This window comes from Pantoea dispersa, assembly GCF_035783935.1.
Lineage (GTDB): Bacteria > Pseudomonadota > Gammaproteobacteria > Enterobacterales > Enterobacteriaceae > Pantoea > Pantoea dispersa_C.
This window is the reverse complement of the sequence record NZ_JALKOV010000001.1, coordinates 358,900-377,807: the sequence shown is the minus strand read 5'-3', so window position 1 is coordinate 377,807 and position 18,908 is coordinate 358,900. Positions and strand designations below refer to the sequence as shown.

The following is an 18,908-nucleotide window of genomic DNA, read 5'->3' as shown; positions in this document are numbered from 1 at the left end:
CTGAAGATGATGCCTGACGCTCTGCCCGGCTGGCGCCGTTACCTGTTTAACAGCAGCCTGCGCTACCTGCTGCGCATCTTCTTCGCGCTGGCCGGCTGCGCCGCCGTCCCCTGGTGGCTGCAGCAGATTGAGTGGACCATTCCATTGACGCTCGGCGTGGTGGCGGCCGCGCTGGCCGATCTCGACGATCGCTGGACCGGCCGCGTACGCAATCTGCTCATCACGCTGGTGTGCTTCTGCATCGCGTCAGTGTCGGTGGAGCTGCTGTTCCCGCATCCGTGGCTGTTTGCTATTGGCCTCGCGCTCTCCAGCTGGGGGTTTATTCTGCTGGGCGCGCTGGGACAACGCTACGCCACCATTGCCTTTGGCGCGCTACTGATTGCGGTTTATACCATGCTCGGCATTGGCCTGTTCCCGCAGTGGTGGATGCAGCCAGCGCTGCTGCTGATTGGCGCGCTGTGGTACAACCTGCTGACCTTCATCGGCCATCTGATGTTCCCGGTGCGCCCGGTGCAGGAGCAACTGGCCGCCAGCTTTTCCCAGCTGGCGCGCTATCTGGAAGCCAAAGCCAACCTGTTTGATCCCGATGGCGATGAACAGGATGACGCCGCGCTGATTGCCACCGCGATGGTGAACAGTCAGCTGGTGGCGCAGCTCAACCTGACAAAAACCACCATTCAGAGCCGTTTACGCGGCGACCGCGGTTCACGCAGTACGCGGCGCAGCCTGCATTACTATTTTGTGGCGCAGGATATTCACGAGCGCGCCAGCTCCTCGCATCTGCAGTATCACCTGCTGCGCGACGACTGGCGCTACAACGAAGTGCTGTTTCGCTTCCAGCGGCTGCTGAACATGCAGGCGCAGGCCTGCCGTCAGCTGGCTGAGAACATTGTGCTGCGCCAGCCATGGCATCATGACAGCCACTTCGCGCGCAGCTTTGAGCGGCTGGAGACCGCGCTGCAGCGCCTGCAGCACAACGATCCGCAGGCGGCGCACATTCGTCCGCTGTTCTGGCTGCTGCGCAATTTACGCGCTATCGACGCGCAGCTGGCGTCGATCGAATCGGAGCAGCGGCTGGCAGAACCGCTAACGCAAAGCGATCACCATCTGTCACGCGAAGGGCTGAGCGGCTGGGCCGATATTCGTCTGCGCCTCAGCCGCCACCTGAGCCCGGGTTCTGCGCTGTTCCGCCACGCGGTGCGCATGTCACTGGTGCTGTGCGTCGGCTATGCCTTCATCCAGCTCACCGGCCTCCATCGCGGCTACTGGATCCTGCTGACCAGCCTGTTTGTCTGTCAGCCCAACTACAACGCCACGCGACGACGGCTGGCGCTGCGTATCGGCGGAACGCTGGCCGGTATCGCGATTGGCCTGCCGGTGCTGTGGCTGGTGCCGTCGGTCGAGGGCCAGCTGATCCTGATCGTGCTGAGCGGCGTGCTGTTTTTTGCCTTCCGCCAGATTCAGTACGCACAGGCGACACTGTTCATCACCCTGCTGGTGCTGCTGTGTTTCAATCTGCTGGGTGAAGGTTTTGATGTCGCCCTGCCGCGCGTGGTGGATACGTTGCTCGGCTGTGGACTGGCCTGGCTGGCGGTGGCATTTGTCTGGCCTGACTGGCGCTTCCGTAAATTGACGGCCGTGGCCGATCGCACGCTGGATGCCAACTGCCGTTATCTTGATGCCATTATGGAACAGTATCATCAGGGCAAAGATAACCGCCTCGCCTATCGCGTGGCGCGGCGTGACGCCCACAACGCCGATGCAGAGCTGGCCTCGGTGGTCTCCAACATGAGCAGCGAACTGAAGCTGCAGCAGCCGCTGCGTGAAAATGCGTTCCGCCTGCTGTGCCTCAACCATTCGTTTCTCAGTTATATCTCTGCGCTGGGCGCGCACCGTGAACGGCTGACTGAGGGCGAACTGCTGACGCTGCTGGATGACGCGGTCTGTTTTGTGGAGGATGTGCTGCAGATTGAACGCGTCAGCGAAGCACAGGCAGAAACGATGCAGCAGGCGCTGATGCAGCGGCTGAGCGCGCTGAAAACCAGTGACGAGGCGCAGGCGCCGCTGGTGTTACAGCAGCTGGGCCTGCTGATTGCCCTGCTGCCGGAAATTGCCCGTCTGCGCCGCGTCATTGCCGCCGCTTAAGGCAACAAACGCTCCGCCGCCGCGTGCTGGCGGAGCGTCTCCTGATACCACGCGCTTAACTCTTCACGTACCGCCGCCGGCAGCGCCGCCTGATGATGGCCGGAGATCGCCCCTTCCAGTGCCAGCAGGGTTTTCAGGCCGATGTCTTTATTCACCGCCCGCAGCCTGAGCCAGCTCTGGCGCGACCCCATTTCGTATAGCAGCCGCACCGAATTGATCCCGACTTTGTGCAGCATCAGCTCCATGCGCAGGCTGAGATTGGGCAGATCTTTCAGCCTGAGCAAGACAAGTCTGTTCGCCGCCTCGGCGCGCGCAGCGTACAACGAGCTGGCCGATAAGCGCAGCAGCTGGTCGGTGTCCTGCCATAGCTGCTTATCCACTTTGTAGTAGCTGAGCGTCACCGGCATGCCGCGCTTGCGGTATACCAGCGGTTCCAGTGGCCGCTGCGCGGCATAGTGCTGCAGCGCCTCGCTGGCACGCAGATAGAGCGCATCCTCATTGATGTAAGCAAATACCACCTTCTCAACCGCCAGTGCGTAGCCACCAAACTGGGTGCGCGATTCAATTTTTCCCAATGCCGCTAACTGGGCTTTGGACTGCTCAACGACCGGATTATTTTTCTTCATAACGTCCCCTTTTTCTCATTCCTTGCGCGGGAAATTTCCTATAAAAAGCTCAGAGATTCATCTGGTTAGAAGATAGAAAAAACGATTTAGCTGTTCAATGAATAAAAGCAGCAACAAGGGGATCTTGTGCCGAATTTGCGAGGCATTTTCAGAAATTGAGGTTGATCTTTATCCAGGAACTCATTACTGTATATTCATACAGTTCATTACTGAGTGATTAAATTATGCGTACTCAATACTCTGGCCCTGCTGATCGTTCCCGCCGTTTCGCCAGCACTGGCTTAACGCAACCTTCTCTGGGTGGTATTACTGAACTGCGTTACAGCGAACAGCCTGGCATTATGCCGCTGCTGTTGCTGCCGGTCCTGAAGCAACTGAGCGCGCAGTCACGCTGGCAGCTGTGGCTGACTCCGGCGCACAAACTGAACCGCAGCTGGATGCAGCAGTCGGGATTACCGCTGGAAAAGAGTATGCATATCACCGAATCCGAGCGTTTGAGCACGGTCGAGAGCATGGTTAAGGCGCTGCGCACTGGCAATTACAGCGTGGTACTCGCCTGGATTCCTTATGAATTGAGCAATGAAGAACGCCTGGAACTTGAGCAGGCTGCGGCGGAAGGCGAAGCGCTGGGATTGATTATGCGTCCTCAGGGGCAGGATCTTGCTCTGTCCAGACAGCCAAACAGCGCAAAAATTCCGTCTGATTTGTTTCATTAAGTAAAACTAAGATTTTTCTCACGCTATTTTTTCACAAAGTTGCGGCTAAGCCACTGATTCTTTTCCCGCCAGCTATGACAATGGCTTAGCCGCATTTTTCTTTTCCATTAGCGAAAATTTTGCCATGTCATTTGTTAAAATGTGTGTATAAATCCCTGTTTTTTTATCCGCTGACGTCACATCATACTTGTAAGTTTCCAATCTCGTTGTAGACTTTACCTCGCCAGGGTGCTCAATAACCTCCGTTTTTTCGGTAGAGTCATAAGCGAGCGTTTAGACCCGGCGAAGGATTACAACCAAGAGCAACCTTTTTGCTCATTGCCTATTTGGATGATAACGAGGCGCAAAATGAAAAAGACAGCTATCGCAATTGCAGTGGCACTGGCTGGCTTCGCTACCGTAGCGCAGGCCGCTCCTAAAGATGACACCTGGTACACCGGTGCTAAACTGGGCTGGTCTCAGTATCACGATACTGGTTACTACGGTAACGGTTACGTAAACAACGACGGTCCAACCCACGAATCTCAGCTGGGCGCAGGTGCTTTCCTGGGCTACCAGGCTAACCCATACCTGGGCTTCGAGCTGGGCTACGACTGGCTGGGCCGTATGCCGAACAAAGGCAATCAAATTAACGGCGCATTCAAAGCACAGGGCGTTCAGCTGGCAGCTAAACTGAGCTACCCAATTGCTGACGATCTGGACGTGTACACCCGTCTGGGTGGCATGGTATGGCGTGCAGACTCAACTCAGGCTAACGTAAACGACGGCACTCGCACCAGCAACCACGACACCGGCGTTTCTCCGCTGGCTGCTGTTGGTGTTGAATACGCACTGACCAAAAACTGGGCGACTCGCCTGGACTACCAGTGGGTTAACAACATCGGTGACGCAGGTACCGTTGGTGCGCGTCCAGACAACAGCATGCTGAGCGTCGGCGTTTCTTACCGTTTCGGTCAGGACGAAGCTGCAGCACCAGTTGTTGCTCCAGCGCCAGCTCCGGCTCCGGTTGTTGAAACCAAGCGTTTCACCCTGAAGTCTGACGTGCTGTTCACCTTCAACAAATCTACCCTGAAGCCAGAAGGTCAGCAGGCTCTGGATCAGCTGTACAGCCAGCTGAGCTCAATGGATCCGAAAGACGGTTCTGTTGTGGTTCTGGGCTTCACCGACCGCATCGGTTCAGACCAGTACAACCAGAAACTGTCTGAGAAACGTGCTCAGTCTGTTGTCGACTACCTGGTATCTAAAGGTATCCCGGCTAACAAGATCTCTGCACGTGGCATGGGTGAATCCAACCCAGTTACTGGCAACACCTGTGACAGCGTGAAAGGCCGTAATGCCCTGATCGACTGCCTGGCGCCAGACCGTCGCGTTGAAATCGACGTGAAAGGTATCAAAGACGTTGTAACTCAGCCACAGGCTTAAGTTATCGCGCAGTAAAAAACCCCGCTTCGGCGGGGTTTTTTTATGGCTCATTATGACGCAATTCTGTTCACAGCTATTCGTTTTCCGCGCCGCCTTTGCCCAGAATGGCCTGCAGATCCTGCTTGAGCGTCGACATCTGACTGGCATACTTCTCTTTGCGTTCCGCATCCTCGATCAGCTGAACAATCGTCTCTGACAAGGTGCTGTTGCGACGCTGCGCCAGCCCGGCCAGACGTTGCCACACCAGATACTCCAGATCGATAGACTTCTTGCGCGTGTGCTGATGCTCAGCATTGAAATGACGTTTGCGCCGGGCGCGAATGGTCTGCTTCAGGCGGTTTTCCAGCTCAGGATGGATATGCTTCGCGATCCAGTCACCCACGTCGACCGGATGGTTCTCCATCGCCAGCAGCGTCTCAACCGCCGCCTGCGCCGCGCTCAGCTCGATGTGCCGGGTGATCAGTTCACCTTCCCGATGCTTTTTCACCAGGTATTTCCACTTCCATCCACTTTCAAGATTTTCGAGTTGCTGGTATTTCATCGGAATCTCATCGTGATCACGTAACAAACTAAGAATAACAGCTTTTTTCCCGGATGCAGCAAGGAAAAACATGTCGTGCTGCTCACAGTTCGGGCCGGAAGTGCGCCGTGCTTAACCGGGTTGAATCCTGTATAATCGCGCTTTTCCTGAATCAGACTAATGCGAATATTTTGACCAGCACTCAACTTACGTGGCAAGCCCTGCAGCCGGATAGCTCGCGCTACCAATCACTTTTCTCAACCGTCTCTCTGGAAGATAGCGATACGCTTGCCGCGGTTCAGCCGCGTCTGCTGAATGCGCTGGCGCATTTACACCATCAAACGCTGGGCTTTCCGCTGCTGCTGTTGCGCAGCCAGGAAAACAGCGATTATCTGGCGTGGATTGCCGAAGCGGCACAGCGCTTCCAGCCGGATGAGACTGCGCTGTACGGCGGTGATTACCATGTGATGGGCGATAACGTCAGCCTGCAACCGCCTGTTGACGCCAGTCGTCCGTTCACCAGCGCTGGCGGCGTACATTACGCCGACTGGATTGAGTCCGAGCAGCTGTTCGGCTGCGTGCGTCAGTATAAAGATCGCGTGCAGCTGGAGCCCGGTCTGCTGCACCAGGCGAATGGCGGCACGCTGATCCTGTCGATCAACACCCTGCTGGCACAGCCGCTGCTGTGGCTGCGCCTGCGCAAAGTGATTGAGCTGGGCCGCTTTGACTGGTATTCACCGGACGAGCGCCGCCCGTTGCCGGTCACCATTCCCCCGCTGCCGCTGCAGCTGCGTCTGATTTTATGCGGCGATCGCGAGGCGCTGGCCAGCTTCCAGGAGCTGGACGTTGAAGTGCACGAAATGGCGCTGTACAGCGAGTTCGAAGAGAACCTGCAGCTGGTCGACGATGATGACATGGCAAACTGGTGCCGCTGGACGCTCAGCCAGGCAGAGCTGGCCGGTTTATCTGCGCCAGAGGCTGATTTCTGGCCGCTGCTGATCAATGAAGCCGTGCGTCTGACCGGCGATCAGGACACGCTGCCGCTGTGCCCGCGCTGGCTGCGCCGTCAGCTGCAGGAAGCCGCGCTGCACGGTGAGACGCTGAATGGTGACGCGCTGAAGGAAGCACTGGAAGCACGTCAGTGGCGCGAAAGTTTCCTCGCCGACCGGATGCGCGATGAGATTCTGCTGAATCAGATCATGATCGAGACCGAAGGCGAAGTGGTCGGTCAGATCAACGGCCTGTCGGTGATTGAATTCCCAGGCCATCCACGTCCGTGGGGCGAGCCATCACGCATCACCTGCGTTGTGCATCCGGGCGACGGCGAGTTTACTGACGTCGAACGCAAAGCAGAGCTTGGCGGCAACATCCACGCCAAAGGCATGATGATCATGCAGGCCTACCTGATTTCGGAACTTGAGCTGGAGCAGCAGCTGCCGTTCTCGGCATCGGTGGTGTTTGAGCAATCCTATTCCGAGGTCGATGGCGACAGCGCCTCGCTGGCCGAGCTGTGTGTCTTGATCAGCGCGCTGGCAAATCAGCCGCTGAGCCAGCAAATCGCCGTCACCGGGTCGGTGGATCAGTTTGGTAACGTGCAGCCGGTCGGTGGCCTGAATGAGAAAATCGAAGGCTTCTTCCATATTTGCCAGTCACGTGAGCTGACCGGCAAACAGGGGGTGATTCTGCCTGCCAGCAACGTCCGCCATCTCAGCCTCAGCGAAGAGGTGGTGGCCGCGGTACAGCAGGGGCAGTTCCACATCTGGGCGATTGAGCGCGTTGACGAAGCGCTGCCGCTGTTAACCGGCATTGCCTGGCAGAGCGAAAGCGGCGAATCGCTGCTGAACACCATTCAGGAGCGCATTACCCAGCTCAATCAGCAGGAGAGCCGACCGCGCCCGTGGCCTTTACGCTGGCTCAACTGGTTCAACCACAGCTGATTGCATTGCCCAGCGTACAACTGTTCGCTAATATTCGGGCTTCACTAAAAGAAGGCATATTGAGAACATGGTAGATAAACGCGAATCCTATAGCAAAGAAGACCTGATTGCCTCTGGTCGCGGCGAACTGTTTGGCGAAAATGGCCCACCGCTTCCGTCTGACAACATGTTGATGATGGACCGCGTGGTCAAAATGACCGAAGACGGCGGTAAATTCGATAAAGGTTATGTGGAAGCCGAGCTGGATATCCGCCCTGACCTGTGGTTCTTTGATTGCCACTTCAAAGGCGATCCGGTGATGCCGGGCTGTCTCGGCCTGGATGCCATGTGGCAGCTGGTTGGCTTCTATCTCGGCTGGCTGGGTGCGGAAGGTAAAGGCCGCGCGCTGGGCGTTGGTGAAGTGAAATTCACCGGCCAGGTTCTGCCAACCGCGAAGCTGGTCACCTACAAAATTCACTTCAAACGCGTCATCAACCGCAAGCTGGTGATGGGCGTGGCAGATGGCGAAGTGTTCGTCGACGGTAACCTGATTTACACCGCGACGGACCTGAAAGTGGGCCTGTTTAAAGACACTTCAGCGTTCTGACCCGCCAACAAAAACCTCCGCACGCAGCGGAGGTTTTTTTTCCTGTTTATGGACATCCGACGGTGCCTAAGCCACCGCCGACCTGTCCTCCATGGCTTGTCGCCAACCTCCCAACCAGTGAGACCGGGCATCGATCATTTGATAAGGGCATATCTCTTTTGAGCGGCCGGTAATGCCTGCCTGATAGCCTCGTGAATGTGCTCGTTCCAGGCGGTCTCTCTTCTGTCTCTTCATACCTCGTTTCCCTCATTTCAGGTCTGGTGGAATCTGGTGGAAAGAAAGAGTGGTGAATTAATGTTCAACCACAGTAATGTTCTAACCCGAGGTCGGCGAAAGGTCAATGCGCAAAATTCACGCCAATGTCATCATTTTGCCGCGAAATAGACACATAACCGTCAGTACAGCAGCCATATCTGGCTGATTCCGCAATAAAAAAGTCCCTGATTTGCGCGCCGTCACAATACGGCAAATCAGGGACTTAGCATAAGCATCGAACAATTCTTAATTTAGCGTAACCACGCTATTCGCGATTTGCTGTGCCGTTTGCTGCCAGCCGAGCGCCAGCGTGCGCACCAGTGCATCATAGCCATCTTCGGTCTGCGGCAGCGTCAGATTAAAGCCATGTTTGATAAGCCGCCCTTGATGTTGTAGCAGCCATTCACCGCTTACCACTACTTTGCCGTCGTAGCGGCCGTGGAAACCGGTGACGTGCACGCTGAGCGTATCGTGCGTCTCGCCCAGCGGCTGGCTGGCCACCAGCCGACCCGGCAGCGCCTGGCCCAGATTGGTGACCAGCGTCTGCTGCAGCTGCTGGTCGAGCGGACTGGCCCACAGGTTATTGGCGGCAATCACGTACTTTACGTCACTGGTTTGATACACCAGCCCGTTGCCGGCGAGATAGTCCGGTACACTCACCTGCTCAACCCAAATCATCGGCTGGCTGGCGGAGACGTCACTGCTGACGCGCGCCATATTGCTGCCCGCAGGCAGCTGGTAATAAGTGGTGTCGATAGTGCTGCTGCAGCCCGCCAGCAGCAGCACAGCGCCGATAATCAGCCCTTTTTTCACTGTTTCGCCCTCTTTGGCTGCGGATCCTGACCCGGTTTGGCTTCAAATACCAGCGCGTTGCTCTTGCTGTTGAGCGTTTTCAGCACCGGCTGCAATTCACGCAGCACCTGATCGAGACGCTGCATATCGCCCACCAGTTTGTTATACGCTGGCGATCCCGGCTGCAGCCCCTTCATGCTGCGATTGAGCTCGCGCAGCGTTTGCTGCATATCGGCCGGCAGCGTTTTCATCGCCGGATTGGCGGTGATCTGATTGAGGTTATCCAGCGTTTTCTGCAGCTGCTGCAGAGTGCGCTGGCTCTCTTTCAGCGTGCCGGTGGCCTGATTGATCATCGGGTTGAGCGGCAGTGCGTTGATCTTATCCAGCGCCGCCATCAGTTTCTGCTGAATCTGGCTGAGGCCGCCGCTCACGGTCGGAATCACTTCCAGGCCGGCCACTTCATTCGGCCCTTTATAAGCCGGGGCATTGTCATAGAAGTCGAGATCGACAAACAGGGCGCCGGACAGCAGGTTACCGGTTTTCAGCGTGGCGCGCAGGCCGCGTTTCTTACCATCCTGCAGATGCTGTTCAAGGTTAAAGTCATCACCGAGACGGCTGATAAAGCGGTCCGGCTCGATGCGGATTAGCACCGGCACGCGGTAATCGGTGTTCAGCGCCTGATTCACGCCCGGGATCATGTACGGCACTTGAGCCACGGTACCGAGACGAATGCCGCGGAACTCGACTGGCGCACCAACCTGCAGACCACGAATCGAGTCGCTGAAGAACATCAGGAAATCGGTGTGTTTGGTGTACAGCGAATCCTGAATGCTGCGCTGGTCGTCATACAGGTGGTAGTCGTCCTGATTTTTGGCCAGCTCGCCAGGTTCCCAGCCGTCCGGCACGTCAAAGCTCACGCCACCGCTGAACAGGGTCGTCAGCGATCCCATTTCGACGCGCATGCCGGAAGCGGACATATCCACCGCAATGCCGCTGTCCTTCCAGAAGCGCACATTGGTGGTGATCAGCCGGTCGTAAGGCGCCGCGATGAACAGCTGATAGGTCATCATGCGCTTGTCGGTATCAAAGGTGCTGGTCTCCACCGTGCCGACGCGGTAACCGCGGAACAGCACCGGATCGCCCGGATTAAGCTGACCGGCTTTTTTGCTGTCGAGAATGACGCGAATCCCTTTGGCATCCGGCGGTGCCAGCGGCGGCGCGTCGAGCAGCTGATAGCTCTCCGGCTTTTCGCCTTTGGCACCGGGCTGCAGTTCGATGTAAGCGCCGGAGAGCAGCGTACCGAGGCCGGTCACCCCTTCGCGACCAATCTGCGGCTTCACCACCCAAAACACGCTGTCTTTATGCAGCAATTTTTCCATGCCAGCATTCAGGCGCGCGGTGATCTCGACGTGGTGCAAATCGTCGGTCAGTACCGCACTTTCGACGGTGCCGACGTCGACGCTGCGGCTTTTAATGGTGGTTTTACCGGCCACAATGCCTTCGGCGTTTTCGGTGATCAGCGTGACCTGCGGCCCCTGATGGCTAAAGTGATAAAACAGAATCCATCCGCCGATTAACAGCGTGACGATAGGTACGATCCACACCGGCGACCAGCGTTTGATCTGGTCGACGTTAGCAATGCCGTGTTGGTTGTCCGTCAAGACGCGGCTCCTTACGTTCAGTTTCCTGTAGACGATCCCAAATCAGGCGCGGATCAAACGTCATGGCGGCGAACATAGTCAGGATCACCACCAGCGCAAACAACAGCGCGCCTGGCGCAGGGTAAACACTCATCAGCTGGCCCATGCGCACCAGCGCTGAGAGCACAGCAATCACAAACACATCAATCATTGACCAGCGGCCAACAAATTCCACCACCTCATAAATCAGGTGCATTTTCTCACTGTCGCGCCGGCCACGGCCGCTGGCGTGCCAGCACAGCCAGCCAATCGCCACCATCTTCAGCGAAGGCACCATAATACTGGCGATAAAAATCACCAGCGCGACCGGCCACGAGCCGTCGCTCCACAGCAAAATGACGCCGGCCATAATATTGGACGGATACTGTGAGCCGAGCGTTTCGGTCACCATGATCGGCATAATATTCGACGGGATATAGAGCATCACCGAGGTGATCAGCAGCGCCAGCGTCCACTGCAGGCTGTGCTGCCGGCGCGGCGCGGCGCTCACGCCGCAGCGCGGACAGGTTTTCTCAGCGGCCGGCAGAATCGCGGTGCAGCACGGACAGCTGCGCAGCCCCTGCTTCAGCCCGCTGATGCCCGCCTGCGGCGTTTGCGCCAGCGGCGGCAGCGGATCGATGCACTGCCAGACCCAGCGGCGATCGACACACTGAAACGCACGCAGCTGCAGCAGGCAAAACAGGCACCACGGCCAGAAGCTGCTGCCGAGGCCAATTTCACCGTAGGCCATCAATTTGACGAAGCTGACCAGCACGCCGACCATGAAGATTTCCGCCATCCCCCAGCTGCGCAATTGAAACAGAATACGCGCCAGTCCAAGCCGCAGGCTGTGCGGCAAACGCACCGGATTCACCAGCAGCAGAATGGCGATCATGCAGAAAGCCGGAATGCCCTGCACAAACAGCAGGAATAGCGTGGCGAGGCTGCGATAGTCCTCGCGATCCATCACCTGCGGGATAGCCATCAGCGAGATCTGACTGCTGAGGCCGGCCACATGCATGCTGATAAACGGAAACAGATTGGCCAGCAGCAGCATAAACAGCGCCGCCAGCGCATAGCCGGTAGGGCGTTTGCGCGGTTCGTGCCAGTTGGCCACCAGCGTGGTGTGACAGCGCGGACAGCGCGCACGGCTGCCCACCGGTACGGCGGGCAGTTTTACGGTTAAATCACACTGCGGACAGAGCATCCAGTGCTGCGTCTGATGCGTGGCACACATGCTGACTCCCTCTGCGTTATGCGCCGTTTTTCAGCGCTTCCAGCTCTTCCCAACGTTCAAAGGTGGTTTCCAGCGCCTGCTCCGCCTGCGCCAGCGCATCCAGCACCGGCTGCGTTTTGTCGTGCGGCTGGCTGAAGAAGTCCGGATGACTCATCTGCGCCTGCAGCTCACCGATGCGCGTCTCCAGCTGCTCCAGCTTTTGCGGCAGCTGTTCCAGTTCACGCGTCAGGTTATAGCTTAGCTTGCCTGCGCTGCGTTTGGGGGCATCGGCTTTTTCTGCCGGTTTAGCCGCTGCAGTTCTAGCCGGTGCAGCTTTGGTCTGTTTGTACGCGGCGCGCTGCTGCTGCGCATCATGGTAGCCCCCGACGAAGGTGCCGATCTCGCCGTTGCCTTCAAAGATCCAGCATTCAGTCACGGTGTTATCGACGAACTGACGATCGTGGCTCACCAGCAGCACAGTGCCCTGATAGCCATCCACCAGCTCTTCCAGCAGCTCGAGCGTTTCGACGTCGAGGTCGTTAGTCGGTTCGTCAAGAATCAGCAGGTTACTGGGCTTGAGGAACAGACGCGCCAGCAGCAGGCGGTTACGCTCGCCGCCGGACAGCGCACGCACCGGCGTCATGGCGCGTTTCGGGTGGAACAGGAAGTCCTGCAGATAGCCGAGCACGTGGCGCGGCTTGCCGTTGACCATCACTTCCTGTTTGCCTTCCGCCAGGTTGTCCATCACGGTTTTATCCGGATCGAGCTCCGCGCGGTGCTGATCGAAATAGGCGATTTCCAGTTTGGTGCCGCAGTGCACGCGACCGGCATCCGCCTTCAGCTGGCCGAGCATCAGGCGCAGCAGCGTGGTTTTACCGCAGCCGTTCGGGCCAATCAGGGCGATTTTGTCGCCGCGCTGCACCTGGGTGGAGAAATCCTTAACCAGCGTTTTGCCGTCAACGCCGTAATCCACGTTTTCCAGCTCAAAGACGATTTTGCCGGAACGCGCCGCTTCACCGACCTGCATATTGGCTTTGCCCATCACGTCACGCCGTTCGGAACGTTCACGACGCAGCGCTTTCAGCGCGCGCACGCGGCCTTCGTTACGGGTGCGACGCGCTTTGATGCCCTGGCGAATCCACACTTCTTCCTGCGCCAGCTTGCGGTCGAATTCGGCGTTTTGCATCTCTTCAACGCGCAGCGCTTCCTCTTTGCCCAGCAGGAACTGATCGTAATCGCCCGGCCACGACACCAGCTTGCCGCGATCGAGGTCGACAATGCGCGTCGCCATGTTGCGGATAAACGAGCGGTCGTGCGAGATAAACACGATGCTGCCGTTGAAGGTTTTCAGGAAGCTTTCCAGCCAGTCGATGGTTTCAATATCGAGGTGGTTAGTCGGTTCGTCGAGCATCAGCACGCGCGGGTTGCTGACCAGCGCACGGCCCAGCGCGGCTTTACGCAGCCAGCCACCGGAGAGTGACGACAGCTCGGTGTCCGGCTGCAGGCCAATCTGCTGCAGTACATCGTTGATGCGGCTATCGAGCTGCCACAGGTTGTGATGGTCGAGAATCGTCTGCAGTCGCCCCATTTCGTTGAGGTTTTTCTCGCTCGGATCTTCCATCACCAGGTGCGATATGGCGTGGTAGGCCTTGAGGTGTTCAGCCTGTTCGGCCACGCCTTCGGCAACGAAGTCGTACACCGAACCAGTGATATTGCGTGGCGGGTCCTGTTGCAGCCGCGCGACCACCAAATCCTGCTCATAAATAATGCGGCCGTCATCCAGCGGCTGTTCGCCGTTGATGATCTTCATCAGCGTCGATTTACCGGCTCCGTTGCGCCCAACCAGACAGACGCGCTCGCCCTCTTCGATATGCAGTTCGGTGTTATCCAACAGCGGCGCATCGCTGAACGACAGGTAAGCGCCATGGATACTGATCAGTGACATAAAACTTATTCCTTACCGGCGTGGCTTACCAGCCAGCAGTTGTGAATTTGACGGTTGCGCGCAAAGTCCTGCGACAGCGTTTTTTGCGTAATTTCCTGCGCCTGCAGACCCAGACGCTGCAAACCGTCCAGATCCATTTTGAAGCCGCGCTTGTTGTTAGAGAACATAATGGTGCCGCCGCGACGCAGCATGCGCTTCAGGTTCTGCAGCAGCATCAGGTGGTCGCGCTGCACATCGAAATCATCTTCCATCCGTTTCGAGTTGGAGAAGGTCGGCGGATCGATAAAGATCAAATCAAACTGTTCGTCGCTTTCGCGCAGCCAGCTCAGGCAGTCCGCCTGCATCAGGCGATGCTGGCGCCCGGTTAATCCGTTCAGGCGCAGGTTACGTTCGGCCCACTCCAGATAAGTGCGCGACATATCCACCGTGGTGGTGGATTTGGCCCCGCCCAGCCCGGCGTGCACGCTGGCGCTACCGGTATAGGAAAACAGGTTAAGGAAATCTTTCCCCGCGCTCATCTGGCCCAGCATCTGGCGCGCGATACGGTGGTCGAGGAACAGGCCGGTATCGAGATAATCCGTCAGGTTCACCAGCAGCCGCGCGTTGTATTCCTGCACCTCAAAGAATTCGCCCTTCTCGCTCAGCTTCTGGTACTGGTTTTTACCCTTCTGGCGTTCGCGGGTTTTCAGCACCAGGCGATTAGCCGGTATCTCCAGCACGCTCAGCGTGGCGCCGATCACGTCAAACAGGCGCTGACGCGCTTTGGTCGCGTCCACGGTTTTCGGCGGCGCGTACTCCTGAATCACCACCCAGTCGGCGTAGCGATCGACCGCCACGTTATACTCCGGCAGATCGGCGTCATACAGGCGATAGCAGTCGATGTTTGACTGGCGCGCCCACTTGTCGAGTTTTTTGCTGTTCTTACGCAGGCGGTTAGCAAAGTCTTCAGCAATCTGTGCGCCGCCTTCGGCGCTATTCGCCGCCAGCTGGTAGTTCTTCTGTACGCACTCCAGCGGACCGTTTTTCGCTTTAAACTGGCGATCGGCGCGCAGCTGCAGGCAGCTCAGCAGCTCGGGTGAGGCGCTGAACAGCGACAAATTCCAGCCGCCAAACTGCTGTTTCATGATGCGGCCCAGCTGGCTGTGCAGCGCAATCAGCGCCGGCTCGCTCTCCAGACGCTCACCGTACGGCGGGTTACTCAGCACCGTACCGCTGACCTCTTCGCCTGCCAGCGGATTTTTCAACTGCAGCACATCCTGCTGCGCAAAGGTGAACAGATCGAACACGCCAGCGCGGCGCGCGTTGGCACGTGCCCATTCCAGCACGCGCCCATCATTATCATAGCCAAAGAAGCGAGACGTGGTGGCGGCCGTGCCGGCGCGCGCGCGCTGCAGGGCGTCGCTGCGCACCTCCTGCCACAGCGCGCTGTTGTGGCGTTTCCAGCGGCTGAAGCCCCAGTGCGAACGCAGCAGGCCCGGCGCGCGATCGCAGGCGATCAGCGCCGCTTCAATCAGCAGCGTACCGGATCCACACATCGGATCGACCAGCGGCGTGCCGTTCTGCCAGCCGGAGCGCATCACAATCGCCGCCGCCAGGTTCTCTTTCAGCGGAGCCTGGCCGGTTTGCTGGCGATAGCCGCGCTGGTGCAGTGCAGTACCGCTCAGATCCAGCGCAATGCTGACGCGATCTTTGTTCAGCCACGCGTTGATGCGGATGCCCGGCTGCTCGCGATCCACGCTCGGACGCTCCAGATTCTGCCGGGTAAAGCTATCAACAATCGCATCTTTGATGCGCAGCGCACCAAACTGGCTGTTGCGGATCACCTCGTTAGTGCCGCTGAAGTGGATGGCGAACGTGGTGTTGCTGTCAAACAGCTCGCTCCACGGGATGCTTTGCGCCCCCACGTAGAGGTCGAGATCGCTCCAGACGCCGAATTCTCCCAGCGGCAGCAAAATACGTGAAGCCAGACGGCTCCACAGCAGGCTTTGGTACATTACGCGGTCGTCGGCTCGGAAGTGGACGCCGCCCTGCACCACCTGCAAATCCTGCGCACCCAGCGCGTCCAGCTCAGTTTTCAACAGCTCTTCGAGCCCACGCGCCGTACTGGCAAACAGAGAATTCATATCGTCACTTTTACTCTTGCTAAAATTGTTGCGCATTATAGCGAATCAGCGTCCTATGTCATAAAGTTAGCTTCTTTTTGTCTGTTCGGAGTTGTGATGATTACCCTGTCTCGCCTGTATATTCACCCGGTTAAGTCGATGCGTGGTTTGCAGCTGTCACACGCGCAGGTGCTGGAGAGCGGCCTCGCCTTTGATCGCATCTTTATGGTGACCGAAGCCGACGGTACTTTTATTACCGCGCGCCAGTTTCCGGAGATGGTGCGTTTCACGCCGGCACTGCTGCCTGACGGGCTGTTTATCACCGCGCCGGACGGCAGCCAGGCGCTGATCCGCTTCAGCGATTTCAGCGCCCAGCCAGCGCCGACGGAAGTGTGGGGAAACCACTTCACCGCGCGCATTGCGCCCGAGGCGATCAACCAGTGGCTGAGCGGCTTTTTCCCGCGCCCGGTGCAGCTGCGCTGGGTCGGTGACGAGCCATCGCGCCGGGTTAAACGCTTCGATCAGGTGCCGCTGGGTTTCGCCGACGGTTTTCCTTATTTGCTGGTCAATATGGCGTCGCTGCAGGATCTGCAGCAGCGCTGTCCGGCCAGCGTGCGGCTGGAACAGTTCCGCCCTAACCTGATCGTCAGCGGTGCCAGCGCCTGGGATGAAGACAGCTGGAAACGCATTAAAATCGGCGAGATCAGCTTCGAGATGCCGAAACCGTGCAGCCGCTGCGTGTTTACCACCATCGGCACCGAAAGTGGTCGTAAACATCCGCAGGGCGAACCGCTCGCCACGCTGCAGCGCTTCCGCAGCGCGCAGGACGGCAGCGGTGATATTGATTTTGGTCTGAACCTGATAGCACTCAACAGCGGCATCGTTCGCGTTGGCGATACGGTTGAGGTGCTGGAACGGCAGACGCCGCGCGCTTACGGTGCCGGTGCGGTGGTGGAAACGCTGCAGGCCACCAGCAGCGCGCCGGCCGCCGTCACCATTGGCTATCAGGGGCAGCAGTTTGCTGGCGATAATCAGCAGGTATTACTGGAACAGCTGGAGATGCAGGGCTTTCGCATTCCCTATTCGTGTCGAGCCGGGATTTGCGGCAGCTGCAAAATGACGCTGGTAGCGGGTAACGTGAAGGCGCTGAAGCAGAGCGCGGTGCGCGGCGACGGCACCATTCTCAGCTGCAGCTGTATTCCGGACGGAGATATTGAGCTGGCGTAAGCGCTACACCGCGCGGGCAAACGGCGCGTTACTTTCCTGCAGCTGCGGCTGCAGGCGATCGTTCATGATCTTGATGGCATCGCCGAGCTGCATCCCTTTGCCCGCCACCGTCAGCGCACTCTGCGCCAGCAGACAGAGCGCCGCGTTCTCACCGCTCTCAACCACCAGCAGTTGCGCCTGCTCGCCGCTGTCGGCCAGCGTTACCGCCACCATATCGCCCGCGACGGGCTGCCAGCTGTGCGCATGGCTGGTGAAGTGCCAGCTTTTTGGCATCAGCGGTTTGAGGAAACGGCTGGCCACCAGCGCATTCAGCACCAGTTCAGCGCGCTGATCGCTTTTCAGGCCGCTCTGCCGGCAACGCTCTTCGAAGGTAAAATAAAGCGCAGCGTCATCGACGCAAAAGCCGCTGTCGTTAAAGGCATCGGGCGTCAGCATTTTGCGCGAGAAGCGCGAGCGAAATAACATTCCATCGGCCAGATCCAGCATCATCCGGTCATGCTCTGCGTCAAAATACCAACGCCAGTTATCATCGGGTTTGATTTTCATGGGGTGCCCTGTGGATTTACGCTGCGCTAAACGGCGCTTAAATTTAAAATATTGCTTTAAGGAAAAGCTGAAAATTGTACGAACAGGACAAAATATAAACGAGCCGGAGGGATAAATAAACCCCCCGGCCAGGGAAAGTGAGAAATGTCTTAGAGGTGGGTCACGATATCTTTAATTAAACCCGGACCTTTATAAATAAAGCCGGAGTATATCTGCACCAGCGTTGCGCCAGCCGCCATTTTTTCCCGCGCGGCGACCAGCGAATCAATGCCGCCGACGCCAATAATCGGCAGACGTCCCTGCAGCTCCTGCGCCAGCCGGCGAATCACTTCGGTGCTGCGCGACTGTACCGGACGACCACTTAATCCACCCGCTTCGTCGGCGTATTTTAACCCGCTCACCAGTGAACGATCCAGCGTGGTATTGGTAGCGATCACGCCATCTATTTCATGACGCACTAAACTGTCAGCAACCTGGATCAATTCTTCTTCAGAAAGATCCGGCGCGATCTTCACCGCTACCGGCACATATTTAAGATGGCTTTCCTGCAGCGCCCGCTGTTTTAATTTAATCGCTGACAGCAGATCGTCCAGCGCTTCGCCATATTGCAGCGAACGTAATCCTGGGGTATTCGGTGAGGAAATATTGATGGCAATATAACCGGCGTGTGCATACACCTTTTCCATGCAGGTCAGATAATCGTCTTTGCCCTGCTCCACCGGCGTGTCTTTATTTTTGCCAATATTGATGCCGAGCACGCCTTTAAAGCGCGCCTTTTTCACATTCTCTACCAGGTGATCGACGCCGAGATTATTGAAGCCCATGCGGTTAATGATACCTTCCGCCGCCACCAGCCGGAACATGCGCGGTTTGTCATTGCCCGGCTGCGCGCGCGGCGTCACGGTGCCGACTTCGACAAAGCCAAAACCCATGGCGCCGAAGGCGTCGATGCACTCCGCATTCTTATCCAGCCCCGCAGCCAGACCCAGCGCGTTCGGAAAGGTCAGACCCATGCAGGTCACCGGGCGTGACGGCAGCGACTGACGAATCAGCCCTTCCAGCGGCGTGCCGCTGATAAAGCGTAACTGTTGAAAGGTGAGTTCGTGCGCGCGCTCTGGATCGAGCTTAAACAGCGCCGGCCGGACGATAGGATATAACATGCACTCTCCTGAATGGCGGAAGCTTCGTGAAAGT

The 18,908-nt window shown here is 57.8% G+C and carries 16 protein-coding genes; 6 read left to right on the top strand and 10 right to left on the bottom strand.

Features of this window, described 5'->3' with window-relative positions; translation table 11 throughout:
• Window positions 1–6 precede the first annotated feature (6 nt).
• Entirely contained in the window at window positions 7–2,145 is a 2,139-nt protein-coding gene (yccS, locus tag MXF20_RS01785) for a YccS family putative transporter (protein WP_325967315.1), read from the top strand.
• On the opposite strand, the gene MXF20_RS01780 is transcribed toward yccS, so the two are convergent.
• A complete protein-coding gene (locus MXF20_RS01780) occupies window positions 2,142–2,771 on the bottom strand; it encodes a TfoX/Sxy family DNA transformation protein (RefSeq protein ID WP_325967314.1) in 630 nt (209 codons plus the stop codon). The genes yccS and MXF20_RS01780 overlap by 4 nt on opposite strands.
• A gap of 224 nt (window positions 2,772–2,995) precedes the next feature.
• On the opposite strand from MXF20_RS01780, the gene sulA reads away from it, so the two are divergent.
• Window positions 2,996–3,487, top strand: a complete 492-nt coding sequence (gene sulA, locus MXF20_RS01775) for an SOS-induced cell division inhibitor SulA (protein ID WP_325967313.1) — start codon at window positions 2,996–2,998, stop codon at window positions 3,485–3,487.
• Window positions 3,488–3,835: 348 nt separating this feature from the next.
• Window positions 3,836–4,909: a porin OmpA gene (gene ompA / locus MXF20_RS01770; RefSeq protein WP_325967311.1), complete on the top strand. Its 1,074-nt coding sequence runs from the start codon at window positions 3,836–3,838 to the stop codon at window positions 4,907–4,909.
• 73 nt (window positions 4,910–4,982) lie between these two features.
• Here ompA and matP read toward each other — a convergent pair whose 3' ends face one another.
• On the bottom strand, window positions 4,983–5,450 hold the full coding sequence (gene matP / locus MXF20_RS01765; protein WP_325967310.1) for a macrodomain Ter protein MatP: 468 nt from the start codon (window positions 5,448–5,450) through the stop codon (window positions 4,983–4,985).
• Window positions 5,451–5,503: 53 nt separating this feature from the next.
• On the opposite strand from matP, the gene MXF20_RS01760 reads away from it, so the two are divergent.
• Together MXF20_RS01760 and fabA are read left to right on the top strand one after the other, a co-directional pair.
• Complete coding sequence (locus tag MXF20_RS01760; protein WP_325967309.1) at window positions 5,504–7,366, top strand: Lon protease family protein; 1,863 nt, start codon at window positions 5,504–5,506, stop codon at window positions 7,364–7,366.
• A gap of 67 nt (window positions 7,367–7,433) precedes the next feature.
• Window positions 7,434–7,952: a bifunctional 3-hydroxydecanoyl-ACP dehydratase/trans-2-decenoyl-ACP isomerase gene (fabA, locus tag MXF20_RS01755; RefSeq protein ID WP_010616565.1), complete on the top strand. Its 519-nt coding sequence runs from the start codon at window positions 7,434–7,436 to the stop codon at window positions 7,950–7,952.
• 66 nt (window positions 7,953–8,018) lie between these two features.
• Here fabA and rmf read toward each other — a convergent pair whose 3' ends face one another.
• From rmf to rlmKL, 6 genes are all read right to left on the bottom strand, one after another.
• The gene (rmf, locus tag MXF20_RS01750) at window positions 8,019–8,186 is read right to left on the bottom strand and encodes a ribosome modulation factor (protein ID WP_013508548.1); all 168 of its coding nucleotides are present in this window, start codon (window positions 8,184–8,186) and stop codon (window positions 8,019–8,021) included.
• A 267-nt stretch (window positions 8,187–8,453) separates the two neighbouring features.
• Window positions 8,454–9,020, bottom strand: a complete 567-nt coding sequence (gene pqiC / locus MXF20_RS01745) for a membrane integrity-associated transporter subunit PqiC (RefSeq protein ID WP_325967307.1) — start codon at window positions 9,018–9,020, stop codon at window positions 8,454–8,456.
• Window positions 9,017–10,660: an intermembrane transport protein PqiB gene (pqiB, locus tag MXF20_RS01740; RefSeq protein WP_325967305.1), complete on the bottom strand. Its 1,644-nt coding sequence runs from the start codon at window positions 10,658–10,660 to the stop codon at window positions 9,017–9,019. Before pqiB ends, pqiC begins: the two co-directional genes overlap by 4 nt.
• On the bottom strand, window positions 10,632–11,915 hold the full coding sequence (gene pqiA / locus MXF20_RS01735) for a membrane integrity-associated transporter subunit PqiA (protein ID WP_325967303.1): 1,284 nt from the start codon (window positions 11,913–11,915) through the stop codon (window positions 10,632–10,634). Before pqiA ends, pqiB begins: the two co-directional genes overlap by 29 nt.
• Window positions 11,916–11,931: 16 nt before the next feature.
• On the bottom strand, window positions 11,932–13,839 hold the full coding sequence (locus tag MXF20_RS01730) for an ABC transporter ATP-binding protein (protein WP_325967301.1): 1,908 nt from the start codon (window positions 13,837–13,839) through the stop codon (window positions 11,932–11,934).
• Window positions 13,840–13,844: 5 nt separating this feature from the next.
• Window positions 13,845–15,962, bottom strand: a complete 2,118-nt coding sequence (rlmKL, locus tag MXF20_RS01725; RefSeq protein ID WP_325967300.1) for a bifunctional 23S rRNA (guanine(2069)-N(7))-methyltransferase RlmK/23S rRNA (guanine(2445)-N(2))-methyltransferase RlmL — start codon at window positions 15,960–15,962, stop codon at window positions 13,845–13,847.
• Between the two features lie 96 nt (window positions 15,963–16,058).
• Here rlmKL and MXF20_RS01720 point away from each other — a divergent pair, with 96 nt between their 5' ends.
• Window positions 16,059–17,168: a YcbX family protein gene (locus tag MXF20_RS01720; RefSeq protein ID WP_325967299.1), complete on the top strand. Its 1,110-nt coding sequence runs from the start codon at window positions 16,059–16,061 to the stop codon at window positions 17,166–17,168.
• A gap of 3 nt (window positions 17,169–17,171) precedes the next feature.
• Here MXF20_RS01720 and MXF20_RS01715 read toward each other — a convergent pair whose 3' ends face one another.
• Window positions 17,172–17,714: a cell division protein ZapC gene (locus tag MXF20_RS01715; protein ID WP_166718651.1), complete on the bottom strand. Its 543-nt coding sequence runs from the start codon at window positions 17,712–17,714 to the stop codon at window positions 17,172–17,174.
• A gap of 149 nt (window positions 17,715–17,863) precedes the next feature.
• On the bottom strand, window positions 17,864–18,874 hold the full coding sequence (gene pyrD / locus MXF20_RS01710) for a quinone-dependent dihydroorotate dehydrogenase (RefSeq protein WP_021508317.1): 1,011 nt from the start codon (window positions 18,872–18,874) through the stop codon (window positions 17,864–17,866).
• Window positions 18,875–18,908: the final 34 nt, after the last annotated feature.